Consider the following 13,725-nt stretch of genomic DNA (forward strand, 5'->3'; position numbering starts at 1 on the left):
ATTAAGAGAGAGACTGTTCATTTTTGAACAGTTTCTTTTTTTATGTAGCACCGCTATTTTCAATCTTTGTCGGTAAATCGATATTTCATGTCGAACCGTTGATATATTGTAATTTATGATAGATATATTCGGAAAATCATTGATATAATTTTCTCTACTCGTATTTATGAAGGGAAAATAAAAAAGGATATCACTTAGTCGGAAAATTCTACTAGGTGATACCCTTTTTGGCAATTAGGAGCGTGTTTGCTTTAATATCGCTTGTACATATGGATCCTGTAATATTTGTTCTATAAACGGTAGCATTCCTTGCTCGAATGGAATATCAATAGGAAATGGCTTTTGAGAGCCTGGCTTTATTCCATATTGTACGATTTTGTAATGTGTATTTTCTTCAGACTTGAGCACAATTAATTTATAGCGATTGTCATCATTTGCGAGTGAGAAGTCAATTGCGATAGCATCATATGTTATATCATCTTTATATATGTACGGTTTTGGTGTACCGACCCAGTCTACCTTAGCTTTTAAATTCATGGACGTCACCTCCTTATATGTATTATATAAAAAATAAAAGCCAGCTCTCAATAAAGAGAACCGGCTGTAATTTAGCAGTCATTGGTTATTTTAAAATTTTCACTTTAACAGTTTTGCGTCCCCATTTTTGAGCAGCGCTATCTGATCCAAGTAGGATGTCGATACGGTTACCTTTAATTGCGCCGCCAGTATCTCCAGCGATAGCTTCTCCGTAACCTTCTACCCATACTTTAGATCCTAATGGGATTACTTTCGGGTCAACAGCGATCATTTTCATGTTTGGGTTCGCTGTTAAGTCATGACCCATTGCAGTTAATACACGGCCGCCGTATGTGCCACCGTTTTCACTTGGGTGAGCTGTATATGCTGTAGCTACAACTGTTAACTCACGACCATTAGAAGGTTCGCTAGTTTCAGCAGCTTTCACAGCAGGCTTAGCAGCTGGTTTTGCTTGTGCTGCAGGTGCTTGAGCTTTAGCTGGTGCTACAGTTTTAGCAGGAGCAGGTTGTTCTTGTTTCTCGATAACAGGTGCTGTACCTGTTAAGAAAGGAACGTGAACATAAGCCGTTTTCCCGTTATATTCAAATTGTAACCACTCATTTTGTACTTGGTTCGTTGTTTCGATCATATCGTCTTTCTTAAGCGTTCCAAGAATTTCTGAGTTTGTGTTCGCTTCAGCACGTACATTTAATACGTTAGCTGTTACATAGTAAGAGTTCTTTGTAAACTCTGCACTTACGAATGCGTCTTTACCATCTAATTTGATTTGTGACCATCCGTTTTCTGTATTTAGAACATCTAATTTATGACCATTCTGTAATTTACCGACAACTTTTGATTCAGTAGTAGGGTTTTCTCGTACGTTTAGTACGTCTGTTGTTACAACAGTTTCTGCATTAGCAGATGCGGTGAAAATCCCAAGACCAAAAACTGCTGCTGTTGCTATTCCAATTAATTTTTTCATGATAGCCTCCATTGCGTTTGTTTTCGTGTCCTCATTATAGCAACAGATTTTTTCGGATTTTGGGAAAACACACAATTACAAACCATTCGTAATAAGTCGTTAACACTTTGTAATATAGCTAGAATGAGAGGAAAGCGTTTTTCATTCCATATAATTAGTAGGTTTCTAGTTATATTCAAAATATTTAATACAACATATTTTTTTCGGTGTAAATAAAAATATTACAGGGGTGTTACGTGATGATTACTATACAGTTACACTCCTTGAGTATTTTACCGTTTTATGGGTAATATAGTTATATAAACATAAACATCTCGTTTGTGAAGTTATAAACACGCGCTATATACTAGCAAAAAACCGCATAATTGTTACAAGAAGAAAGGGTTGTAAAGAATAAATCTGCCCTTTTTTAAAACTGTAACACATCCTTTTTGGGGAAATCTCTTCCCATCCGCATTTTTCTCACACAATTTGACAGTAGTATTCCAATCTTGTAGCTCTTGCAGAGTGGAAAGGTTGTACGGAAGGTAAGGCTGTCCATAAGAACTCTAATTGGTGAAGGCAAAACTAAGAGAGCCGAAAGAAAATCACCACAAAAAACTATGGTTTTCTATCCGATTTAACATATCGGAATTTATGATTTTTACAAGAAATGAAACATACGAAGGGGGATTTGATGAGGAAACTGACGAAAACATTTATTGTCTCATTAACATTATGTATTGCATTTACACTTTGGGGGATTATTCCCGAATCTATTATTGGAAAAGGTAGCTTAGGAAATGTAACGACTGTAATTCAAGCTGCGTTAGTTAGTAAGTTTGGATGGTTCTATATTATTTCCGTTTCTATTTTCTTAGGAATTGCTATTTTCTTAATTGTTTCTAAGTACGGTTCGATTCGTTTAGGTAAAGAGGATGATGAACCTGATTATAGTTATATGACATGGTTTGCTATGTTATTTAGTGCCGGTATGGGAATCGGTTTGGTTTTCTGGGGTGTCGCAGAACCGATGAACCATTTATACACACCTCCGTTTGGAGAGAGTGCGACTGAAGAGAGTGCACGCCTTGCACTTCGTTTCTCATTTTTCCATTGGGGATTACATCCGTGGGGATTATATGCACTTGTAGCATTATGTATTGCGTATTTTACATTTAGAAAAGGAAGAGCAAGTACAATTAGTGCGACAGTGGGTCCGCTATTTAAAGGCGGTGAACATGGCCGTATTGCACATACGTTTGATGTTCTAGCTGTATTTGCGACAGTATTTGGTGTGGCGACATCATTAGGACTTGGGGCAAAGCAAATTGCGGGTGGTGTTAGTTATTTAACATCCATTCCAAACTCATTACCGACACAGCTAGTAATCATCGGAATTGTAACTGTTCTTTATATGCTATCTGCGCAAACGGGACTCGATAAAGGAATTAAATATTTAAGTAATGCGAATATTATTTTAGCGTTTGCACTTATGATAATTGTATTATTTGCAGGTCCAACAAACTTTATTATGAATTATTTCACTTCAACAATCGGTTCATACATTCAAGAATTGCCAAGTATGAGTTTCCGTTTAAGTCCATTAAATGAAGGCGGAAATCAATGGATTCAGTCATGGACAATTTTCTACTGGGCATGGTGGATTGCATGGTCACCATTCGTAGGTACGTTTATTGCTCGTGTGTCACGCGGGCGTACAATTCGTGAATTTGTTGTTGGTGTGTTACTCGTACCAACAGTAATTGGTGCGCTTTGGTTCTCTGTTTTCGGAGGAACAGGTATTCACATGGAGCTATTTGATGATGCAAATATATATGGACAAATTAAAGAAATGGGCACAGAAGTAGGATTGTTTGCGATGTTAGACCAAATGGGTAGTATGGGACCGGCTTTATGTGTGTTAGCCATTTTACTTATTTCAACATTCTTTATTACATCGGCAGACTCTGCTACGTTTGTTCTAGCGATGTTAACGACACATGGTAGTTTAAACCCACCAAATCGCATTAAAATGGTTTGGGGCATTGTTCTAGCGGCATTAGCTTCGATCTTATTGTATGTTGGTGGATTAGAGGCGCTGCAAACTGCGTCGATTATTGCGGCATTCCCATTTGTATTTGTTATTTTCTTTATGATTGCAGCACTATTTAAAGAGTTGCAAAAAGAAGGACGTATGAAACAGCATTAATAATAGAAGAAAAAAATTCTGTATATATAAATAGTATTAGGACTGTCGAATGTCGGCAGTCCTTTTTCACTGTTCTATACTATTGTAGGAAAATCATTACTTTGTTACGGAATACTATAGATATCGGTAATTTAAAAAGAAAAATCGATATAGTTCGACAATATCTGATATTTTACACGTTATATTCATATTTTTGACAAAAATATGTCGGGAATGTGTTGTCACTTTTATGTATATGTGCTATATTATTTCCTGTAAGCGATTTCAAATATTTTTAAATCGCATTCAAGGGGGACATCTAGAATAATGAAACGTTACGAAAGAAAGTGGAAGCATATTTGTTTGAAACGTGTGGCACATCGCAATGTCCAAGAAAGCACGGAACCTAAGACTGAAACGCGCAAAGAGCAGCAAGAAAAGCAACTGGTTCTACAAAAATAGCAATCACTTTTTCGTATATAAATGAAGGTCGATCGTTCGTTGGGGGATGGACGTGAAATTACTTTCAGCTAAGGGGTATTGTCTGATATATAGTATTACGGTAAAAAATAAGCACAGAGCTTACGGCGCTCTGTGCTTATTTTTTATTCCGTAAAAGCCCGATTGATGAGGGCTAATAATCAGTGGGAAATGAATAACCCCACTGATTAAAGTTTCACTTTATTTTTCCTTTTTAAATCGTACTGTTTTATCCCAGCCAATTACTTGTTTCTTGCTCTTTGCACGTAAGTAAAGAATGAGACTGCGAATAAACAAATACGTAAAGAGCTGTGCGTACGTAAAGTACATAATGACGCTTATGAAAATGTTGGTTGGTGTAAAGGTTCGTTCGACGCTCTGGGCACTAAATAATTGAGAAACATATGTAATATATGCGACATACCACATAAATAGTAATGGAATGCTGTATTGAATTTGGAATATCCCGAGCAGTCCAATTACAAACCAAACGTTTGAAATGATTAAGAATAGCCAAAATACGACATATACTAAAACTTGCTGTAAGGAATGGACGAGTAGCTTTCCTTTAAAGAAGCTTAGCGAAGAAAACATTTTTTCTAAAATATATAAGTTTCCTTGAAGCCAACGTGTACGCTGTTTAATAAGAATTTTTAAATGTTCAGGTTCTTGTTCCCATGTAATCGATTCCGGGACGATTGGTAAGAGATATCCTTTTTGGGTAATTCTCAATGTTAATTCGGCATCCTCTGCAATTGCATAAGGATCATAGCCGCCAAGTTCTTCTAATGCGGAACGACGAAGAAGCATGTTTGTTCCGGTCAGTGAGCCTGTTTGGAATAATAGCCAGCGTCCAGATTGCATAAGGAGCTGGAAAATCTGAAATTCTAATGAAATCATTCGTGTAAGCCAATTTCTCTTTTCATTTACTGTACGAACGTGTCCAACTGCTCCAACGGCATCCTGGATGGTTTCAGCATGTTCTACGAGCATTCGCAGTGCATGTGGTTCAGGTTGATTATCTGCATCGTAAACACAGAAGTATTCACCATCTGAAATGCTAAGACCGTAGTTTAATACACGCGATTTTCCTTTCGGTTCGCCAGGTGGTACACGAATGTGATGAATATGAGCATAAGCTTTGTCGAAATCATCGCCAATTTCAGGCGTTTCATCTTGAGAGTTATCGTTTAATAAATAAACGTTTAATTTGCCCGGGTATTCAATCTTTGCCATCGCTTCTAATGTATCTTTAATAACGACACCCTCATTATGGGCAGGTATTAAAATATCTACACTTGGATAATGTTCTAGCGTACGATCTTTTCGTTTACTATTTCGATGAATTAAGCCCGCGAGTGTTAAGAGAGAGTAGTAAACGAGTAGGCCTGAGAATAGAAAGGCAGTAAAAATAAGTACATATTTGATTGAAAATGTGATGCTAATCCAAAATACGAGTACGCAGAACAGAAGGAATAAAAGGAGTATAACGAGTGTCATCATAATAATGTCTGTCCTTTTGTGTTGATTTGTTCTCGTTTTATTTTAATATCTTGAATTGCTTCAGCGGCAAGCCATTGCTCCATTTTTGGATGTAGACGGTTCATTACAATATCAGCACCAGCTTCATTTGTGTTTTGTAATAAAATGACCAATGTATTGCTTTCATATTCAGCAGCAAGGTCAAAGTCAGTTCTTACTGTATCAACTAATAATGAAGCTACACGATCCATGACACTTTCCTTCGTATATTTACTAAAGGAAGTGAAATCAAAGAAAATAATCATGCCTGTTTCATTACGACGATCCATCGCAGTCCTTAATAATGCTTGTCGTCTTTCGAATTCTTGCCTTGTTAATAGTTTTGATTCTCCGATGTATTGCTCCAACACTCTCACTCGTTCAGTTAACTCTTTATTTTTAAGGATGACCTTTTTTAATAGGTGGGTTGAAATATAAACAATGAAGAAGTTAGCTGCCATTAGGAAGTGGGTAATGATATATTCCCATTGTTCTGATGTACTCCATAAGTGAAGCCACGCTTCATAAAATAAATAGAATACTGAAATGATGGCTCCCAGTATAAAGAAAATAAATGCTGTTTTATCAGCTAAAAATAGGAATAGTACATTTATGATGACATATATAATTGTAAAAATGAGCGCGTGCTCATATTTCGTCACATGTACAGTAGTAAAATAAAATAAAATTTGTAAAATCCACATAGAAAGGACTTTATAGGATTTATCTTTCACGAAACTTTCCTCCTTAAAGATAATTCATGCAGGATATTTGTAGTATGCACAATTATTAATAAATGGACCGTGTAGCTGGAATTTTTTTTAAAGCGTGCGACATCAAATAGTATCCCTCTTGTGCAAGAAAAAATAAACAGACATACTAATTATCGTAACATATCATCTAGATATCTAGACATGTGGTGTTTAGTATATATGAAAATTATATTTATAGTATACAAAAAAGTCTCCTCTTTAAAAGAGGAGACTGTACATTAATTTATAGGAACATCATACCTGCAACTGCTGCATTTAAGAAGTTCGCTAGTGTACCAGCGATAACTGCTTTAATCCCTAATTGTGCAATTTGTTTACGGCGAGTAGGAGCTAATGTTCCTGTTACACCTAATTGAATTGCGATAGAAGAGAAGTTTGCAAAACCACAGATTGCGAATGTTAAAATCAGATTTGTTTTTGCAGAGAACTCTGCCATGTGAGGTCCTAAGTTTGCGTATGCAACGAATTCGTTGATTGCAAGTTTTTGACCGATAAAGCTTGCTGCTTGTATAGCTTCACCCGGTGAAACCCCGATTAAGATTGCAAATGGTGATAATAAGTAACCGAAGATTAAATCAAGGCTAAGTTTAATATGGAATAAAGACCCAACTAATCCTAATAGACCATTTAATAAAGCGATTAATGCGATGAAAGCCATTAACATTGCTGCTACGTTAATAACAAGTTGCATACCTTCAGATGCACCACGTGCAGCTGCATCGATAACGTTTGCGTCTTCACGTTCTGTAGAAAGTTCAACGTTGTTATCTACTTTTTCTGTTTCTGGCATAATTAGTTTCGCAATTAATAAACTTGATGGAGCTGCCATAATTGCTGCTGCTAATAAGTGCTCTAACGGAATACCCATTGCTGCATAGCCGACAAGAACTGATCCGGCAACAGCTGTCATACCGCTTACCATAATAGTGAAGAATTCACTATTTGTTAAGCGTGCTAAGTAAGGTTTAATTAAGATTGGAGCTTCAGTTTGTCCTAAAAATACAGTCGTTACTGAGTTTAAGCTTTCTGCTTTAGAAGTTCCAAGAAGTTTACTTAATGCACCACCAACGACGCTAACAAATTTCTGCATAATACCGAAATGATATAAGATTGCTACTAATGAACTAATAAATACGATTGGAAGTAGTGCTTGAATAAAGAATACAAATCCCCAAGGTCCTTTTGCGTTGACTAAATCCCCAGCAACGAACTTAATTCCCTCGTAAGAAAAATTAATTAATCCTTGAACGCCATCTGCAGCGTATTTTAAACCTGCTTTTCCGGCATCCCATCGTAATACGATAAATGAAAATGACATTTGTAATGCTAGCGCGATTAAAATTGTGCGCCAATTAATAGCTTTGCGGTTGGAAGATAATAAGAAAGCGATTGCTAATACTCCAATCACGCCGCCAATTCCCCATAAAACATTCATGCAGTGTATGCTCCTTCCTCATAGTAAAAAAGTGTATAAACCAGTTGTCTATACTTTTGCGAATATAACATCTTAAGTAACTTATCATAATGGACATCGGAGGTCAAACGTCTAACGAAAAGTTTAAATAAAAAGAAAATTCTTTGAAAAAACACATATAAAATGAATCGACATGAAATAGGTTATGTTTTTTGTTGAAATATATTCATTGTGATAACGTTTTGGACAATTTTTATAGAATATGGTGTACGAAATAGGAGAATGAACGCATAATTTTTTCGTGAGAAAGAGAATAAGAGGGATTCATATATTGAAACCTTAAAAAAAGAGGCTTCTAGTAAACTAGAAGCCTCTGAAACCATCACTTAAGGTGCTTTCGTATACCCTAAGAAATGGCTTTTCCAATAAGAGTTGCTTAATGAAGCGATTGCTACACCTTTATCTCCAGCCTGGATAAACGATCCACCTCCAAGGTAAATACCCATGTGAGAAGGACCAGCTTTATAAGTATTTTGGAAATAAATTAAGTCGCCTGGCTGTGGACTTGAAGTTTTTGGTAAGCTACTCCAATATCCTGCAACACTTTGGCGGCTAATGTTATGGCCAAATTTCTTAAATACGTGGTAGATGTAACCACTGCAGTCGACACCATTAGCAGAAGAACCGCCCCAAACGTATGGCACGCCTTGCATAGATTTCGCGTATGCAAGTATAGAAGAACTGTCACCGCTATTATTGCTTGTATTGTTATTGTTTTGATTTTCATTAGGCTTATTATCTACTGCGCCCCCAACTGGTGTTTTAGATAGGAAACGTGTTCCGATGTAACCAGTTTGACCATTGTAGTTAATTTTGCTCCATCCAGAGTTTTCAGAGATTACTTGAACCTTCTGTCCTTGTGGAAGTGCGCCTATGATTCTATAATTTGTACCTTCGCCGCTACGTACATTTAGTGCAGAAGCATTAATGTAGTAATCGCCAATTGCACCTTGGTTAGGTTGCTCAGGTTGTTCAGGAGTAGTAGTGCCACCTTTAACGAATTTTACGAATTCGCTGCTAACGTAGCCTGTTTTTCCCTGATAATTAACTTTAAACCAGCTACCTTCAGATCCAATTACGTTTAATTTCGTACCATTTAATACGCCACCAATTACGCTATGGTAAGTAGCAGGGCCCGTACGAACACGTAGTGATGTTGCGTTAACGACGTAAGTGCCACCAGTTTGAACAGTTACATTATTGTTTTGTTCCTGGTTGTTACCTTGCGTGGTGTTTTCGTTAGAACCGCCTTTTGTTACGTAGTCTTTGCTTAAGTAAGCTGTTTGTCCTGCATAATTGATTTTGAACCAATCTTGAACTTCGCCTACAACTTGTACTACTTGTCCTTTTTTCACAGAACCTATAGTTGTATGAGAAGTGCTAGGACCTGTACGAACGCGAAGGGAAGATACGTTTACTGTATAGTTTCCGCTTGCTGGTTTTACAGTATTATTCGTATTGTTGTTTGAAGAACCTGCATTAGAAGAAACACCAGATACGAATTCGCCACTTACATAGCCAACTTTTCCATTATAGTTGATTTTCACCCAACCATTTTCTTGACCAATTACGTTTAATGTTTGTCCTTCATATACACGTCCTGAAACAGAACTAGAAGTGTTAGGAGCGGTACGTACACGTAATACATCAGCAGTAACTGTATTGTTTCCACCTGTGCTTACATTGTTATTTGTTTTTTCCCCATTTTTTGATACAAATTCACCACTCACATAACCTGTTTTCCCATTATGGTTAATTTTGAACCAACCATTTTCTTCTCCAATTACGTTTAATGATTGACCGTTATAAACGCGAGAGATAATGTCGTGAGAAGTGCTAGATCCTGCGCGAACATGTAGCACGCTAGCATTTACCGTATAAGATGAACTGTTTGATGCGGAAGCTTGGACAGTTTGTGTAGCAGCTTTTTGTGTGTTTTGTTCAGGGGCAGCTTGAACGCTATCAAGTGTAGGTGCTGCTCCTCCTGCTACAGACACTGCCGCAAGACCGGCAAGGTATTTTTTCATAATTTGTCGATTCCTTTCTGTCTGTAATGTAGTGAAGAAATATTTACCAACTGTTAAAAATTCTAAAGAGCATGTCGATTACTGTCAAGACTTATGCGGGAATCTGAATATGACAAAAAGATTACAAGAAAAAATCAAGGTATAAATCTACACCTTGATTTTTATTTAAATACATATGTTGGATGTAGAGAGAATAGAAATTATTCGTGTTTAAGAAGATGACATGTTGGATTGTAACAAGCTTTGAAAAAAGGATTTTTGTAGCATTTTTGTGATAGGGCCAACTTGACCATCTTGAATTGCAGTTCCATCAAGGTGGGTCATTGGTAAAATTTCAATAGTCGTTCCCGTAAAGAAGCATTCATCTGCTTGATAAACATCGCGAATGCTGAACAGTTCTTCTTGTACAGGAATACGAAGGGTTTTCGCTAAGGAAAGGACATATTGACGAATAATGCCATTTAAAATAAGGTGATTGGCTGGATGTGTGTAAAGAGTTCCATTTTTTATGAGAAAGAAATTAGAACAGCTCCCCTCAGTTACAGTACCGTTTCGTACGAAAAGAGCTTCTTTACAACCTTTGCGTTCAGCTTTCGTAGCAGCTAATACATTGGGTAATAAATTTAAAGATTTGATATCACAGCGTAGCCAGCGCGTATCTGGTTCTGATATAGCACGTACACCATATTCAATCCATAAAGCTGGTCTTTCCTTCTTTGTAATATAGGCATAGATTGTCAGAGGGACGTCATATGAGAATGCATGGGTACGAGCTTGTACACCACGAGATACTTGCAAATAAATAGTACCATCTTCGTGGAAATTATTACTTTCAATTAGTTTGTAAAGTAGGATAATAAGCTCTGCTTTTGAGAAAGGAAGTGATAATTCTATTTCTTCCATGGAGCGATATAACCTTGTGATATGCGGATCTAATAAGTGAAAGTTCCCTTTATATAGGCGAATAACCTCATAGACACCATCTCCAAACTGCAAGCCTCTTTCTTCAAGTTCTATGTACGCGCTATGTTTCGTTGTATCAATAACTGCATCATTCCATAGTACAAATTTTTCGTATGCCAATTTTCGTCCCATCCTTTCGTTAGTACATGAATAAAACGCACTCTAGTTATTTTTATGTGAGCAATTCTCTTCATATGACGTATATGTATTTGAAAATTATAGAGAAGTAGTGGTGATTTATAGCATTTTGTATATACAAATTCGAAAATGAGAAATAAGAATCCTGCTTTTTGAAATAAAAAAAGCAACATTCGTATTGAATGCTGCACAAGGAGGGTAGCTATCTTTCGTAGGGACATCGTCTTATTAAAAGTTTTAGTAAGACAATTATAAGAAAGTTGAAAACAAATGATGAACATATTTCTTTAAGGGATCTGATTGAAGATGAGAGATAAGAAATATGTAGAACCTTGTTTACATATTTTATTATAAAGATGTTTCGTTAATGTGGTGTAAATATTAGGTGAAGGTTATGTAATTTTAAAGTTAATGTATAGAAGAATGTGTAGAGAGGAAAATAAAAAAGAGGCTGAGGTTACTCAGCGCTCTTCTTTTCTTCTTTAATAACCGTTTTTACTTCACCAGTTTTGATCTTATTGCTTTCAGAGAAGCGAAGTAAGTCGCCTTCAATGATTTTGTCAGACATGTGCAATTCATTTTGTGCACGATCAATAAGTGGTTGAGCTTCTTCTTTCGGTAATTGTACAACTTCACCTGTGTTACGATCGTAGAATGTACTGTTTGTGTACATGTACTTATCTGTAATGAAGCTACCGTCACGAAGAACAACGAATCCTTTATTGTCTGGTGAGAATACATCATGACCGAATTGGATTTGATTCGAAGAATCTACACCAAGTAGGTTTAGAATTGTTGGTTTAATGTCAATTTCACCAGTTGGTTTTGAAATTGTTTTACCCTCTTTTTGACCTGGAACGTGAATAAACATCGGTGTTTTTTGTAAGTTCATATGGTCAAATGTAGTGATTTCTTCTTTTCCTAAGAACTGTGCCATTGCACGGTTATGATTCTCAGAAATACCATAATGGTCACCGTAGAATACGATAACAGAGTTGTCGTAAATACCTTCAGCTTTTAGACGCTCAATAAAGTGCTTCATTGCTTCGTCTAAGTAGCGAGCTGTTACCATATAGCGGTCAAATACTCCATCACCAGAATTGTACTCGTCGATTAATTTCGTACTGTCATCATAAGTGAATGGGTAATGGTTTGTTAAAGTAAGGAAGCGAGTATAGAACGGCTGCTTCACTTGTTTTAACATATCGATAGACTGATCGAAGTATTCGATATCCTTTAGTCCCCAGTTTAATTTTGTTTCTGGCGTAATCTTGTAGTCAAGTTCGTTGTAGTAACGATCATAACCAAGTGCCGGATACATAATATTACGGTTCCAGAATGTTGCGTTGTTTGCATGGAATACTGATGTGTGATACCCTTGCTCACGCAAAATTTCTGGAGTTGCTGTATATTCGTTGTTACCGTGTGTGAAGAATACAGCACCACGGTCTAGTGGATATAACGAAGTATCTACTAAGAATTCAGCATCAGATGTTTTACCTTGCCCAGTTTGATGGAAGAAGTTATCGAAGTAATAACTTTCTTTCGCAAATTGGTTTAGGAATGGTGTAACTTCTTGTCCATTAACTTGCGCACCAATTAAGAATGTTTGTAATGATTCAAGAGAGACAACAATTACGTTTTTCCCTTTTGCAGTACCATACATATTTGGATCTGGTTTACTTTGTGTTGTTTTCACATAGTTTTCTGCTTCTTGTAATTTACTACTATCAGCAAACGCTTTTTGTGAACTTGATTTTGCTTGTAGGCCAAGATCGTATGCTTGGTGTACATATAATCCTAAGTTTTTAACAAGCATAACGCGGTCGAATGAACGTGTTAATAGTTCTGGACGCTCAGCTTCTGCAAATCCTAGGTTTACGCAGAAAATAGCAACTGTTGACACGAAGTATAGGGAACGCATCGGACGTGCTACACGCTCTGTCGGTGCAAAATCTTTCTTCTTCTTCAATAGAACGAAGAATACGATAATATCCGCAAATGCAAGGATGATTTTGAAGTTAAATAATTCTTTCACACTAGAACCTAAACTTCCGAAATTAGACGTTTGTCCTAGTACTGGTAAAGTAACGAAGTCATTGTAGAATCCGTAGAACATTACGTTACCAACAAGAATGAACGTTAAGATAAAGTTAATTCCTAGTGCTATATAGTTACGTTTTTTCCCTTTTGCAAATAATGCAAGACCCACAAACAGTAATGATGCTGCTAATGGACTAATGAATAAAATGAATTCTTGCATGAAAGATTCAAGTTTTAAATCGAAGCTAGTGCGTGTAATGATGTAGGATTTTAGCCATACGGCCAAAGCTACGAATAAAGTGAAACGCACATTTTGAAATTGTGATTTCATGGTTTCTTTCATTCATTTCCACCCTTTCTCTATCAGGCTTGGTCGATTTTGGAGCGAAAAATGCTAAAATAAAAAATACATAGTTTTCTTGGCCATAATTAGAGTTTCTATATTCACCCATATACGACTTTAACTATGCATACCCTTTTTGGTTTCTTGTGCTGCTCATAAGCATAACGTCATTTCTGTATTATACAACAAAATTCATTTCTGAGAAACACTATAACATTTTACATTTTTTGTATGTGATTTGTCACTACCAGAGAAAACTTTAACATTCGTTTATATGCCCGTCAACTAGAAA

Annotated in this window: 10 protein-coding genes; 2 read left to right on the forward strand and 8 right to left on the reverse strand. The window is 36.5% G+C overall.

Annotated elements, in window-relative coordinates; translation table 11 throughout:
- Positions 1–234 precede the first annotated feature (234 nt).
- Together BG05_RS05870 and BG05_RS05875 are read right to left on the reverse strand one after the other, a co-directional pair.
- On the reverse strand, positions 235–537 hold the full coding sequence (locus tag BG05_RS05870) for a DUF3910 family protein (RefSeq protein WP_002184639.1): 303 nt from the start codon (positions 535–537) through the stop codon (positions 235–237).
- 85 nt (positions 538–622) lie between these two features.
- On the reverse strand, positions 623–1,501 hold the full coding sequence (locus BG05_RS05875) for a cell wall-binding protein EntA (RefSeq protein ID WP_002184640.1): 879 nt from the start codon (positions 1,499–1,501) through the stop codon (positions 623–625).
- Positions 1,502–2,177: 676 nt separating this feature from the next.
- Between BG05_RS05875 and opuD the strand changes: the two genes are divergently transcribed.
- Positions 2,178–3,692, forward strand: coding sequence for a glycine betaine transporter OpuD (gene opuD / locus BG05_RS05880; RefSeq protein WP_002184641.1), 1,515 nt, complete (start codon positions 2,178–2,180; stop codon positions 3,690–3,692).
- A gap of 306 nt (positions 3,693–3,998) precedes the next feature.
- On the forward strand, positions 3,999–4,133 hold the full coding sequence (locus BG05_RS31825) for a hypothetical protein (protein ID WP_000833065.1): 135 nt from the start codon (positions 3,999–4,001) through the stop codon (positions 4,131–4,133).
- 219 nt (positions 4,134–4,352) lie between these two features.
- Here the strand turns inward: BG05_RS31825 and BG05_RS05890 are convergent, their stop codons facing one another.
- From BG05_RS05890 to BG05_RS05915, 6 genes are all read right to left on the reverse strand, one after another.
- Entirely contained in the window at positions 4,353–5,654 is a 1,302-nt protein-coding gene (locus BG05_RS05890; protein ID WP_000988776.1) for a glycosyltransferase family 2 protein, read from the reverse strand.
- Positions 5,651–6,406: a nucleotidyl cyclase domain-containing protein gene (locus BG05_RS05895; protein WP_002184642.1), complete on the reverse strand. Its 756-nt coding sequence runs from the start codon at positions 6,404–6,406 to the stop codon at positions 5,651–5,653. Before BG05_RS05895 ends, BG05_RS05890 begins: the two co-directional genes overlap by 4 nt.
- Before the next feature lie 262 nt (positions 6,407–6,668).
- A complete protein-coding gene (locus BG05_RS05900) occupies positions 6,669–7,880 on the reverse strand; it encodes a NupC/NupG family nucleoside CNT transporter (protein ID WP_002184643.1) in 1,212 nt (403 codons plus the stop codon).
- Positions 7,881–8,245: 365 nt separating this feature from the next.
- Positions 8,246–9,946 (reverse strand): C40 family peptidase, encoded by a 1,701-nt coding sequence (locus BG05_RS05905; RefSeq protein WP_002184644.1) that lies wholly within the window; start codon positions 9,944–9,946, stop codon positions 8,246–8,248.
- A gap of 210 nt (positions 9,947–10,156) precedes the next feature.
- Positions 10,157–11,041: a D-amino-acid transaminase gene (locus BG05_RS05910; protein ID WP_003192435.1), complete on the reverse strand. Its 885-nt coding sequence runs from the start codon at positions 11,039–11,041 to the stop codon at positions 10,157–10,159.
- A gap of 463 nt (positions 11,042–11,504) precedes the next feature.
- Positions 11,505–13,433 carry an LTA synthase family protein gene (locus tag BG05_RS05915; RefSeq protein WP_002089649.1) on the reverse strand — a complete coding sequence of 643 codons (1,929 nt, stop codon included), beginning with the start codon at positions 13,431–13,433 and terminating at the stop codon, positions 11,505–11,507.
- Between the last annotated feature and the right edge of the window lie 292 nt (positions 13,434–13,725).

The organism is Bacillus mycoides (assembly GCF_000832605.1).
In the GTDB taxonomy this organism is placed as follows: domain Bacteria; phylum Bacillota; class Bacilli; order Bacillales; family Bacillaceae_G; genus Bacillus_A; species Bacillus_A mycoides.

Bases quoted from the DNA above. Each gene is read 5' to 3' on its own strand.
- BG05_RS05870 (WP_002184639.1), bottom strand. From the start codon at position 537: ATGAATTTAAAAGCTAAGGTAGACTGGGTCGGTACACCAAAACCGTAC.
- BG05_RS05875 (WP_002184640.1), bottom strand. From the start codon at position 1,501: ATGAAAAAATTAATTGGAATAGCAACAGCAGCAGTTTTTGGTCTTGGG.
- opuD (WP_002184641.1), top strand. From the start codon at position 2,178: ATGAGGAAACTGACGAAAACATTTATTGTCTCATTAACATTATGTATT.
- BG05_RS31825 (WP_000833065.1), top strand. From the start codon at position 3,999: ATGAAACGTTACGAAAGAAAGTGGAAGCATATTTGTTTGAAACGTGTG.
- BG05_RS05890 (WP_000988776.1), bottom strand. From the start codon at position 5,654: ATGATGACACTCGTTATACTCCTTTTATTCCTTCTGTTCTGCGTACTC.
- BG05_RS05900 (WP_002184643.1), bottom strand. From the start codon at position 7,880: ATGAATGTTTTATGGGGAATTGGCGGCGTGATTGGAGTATTAGCAATC.
- BG05_RS05905 (WP_002184644.1), bottom strand. From the start codon at position 9,946: ATGAAAAAATACCTTGCCGGTCTTGCGGCAGTGTCTGTAGCAGGAGGA.
- BG05_RS05910 (WP_003192435.1), bottom strand. From the start codon at position 11,041: ATGGGACGAAAATTGGCATACGAAAAATTTGTACTATGGAATGATGCA.
- BG05_RS05915 (WP_002089649.1), bottom strand. From the start codon at position 13,433: ATGAAAGAAACCATGAAATCACAATTTCAAAATGTGCGTTTCACTTTA.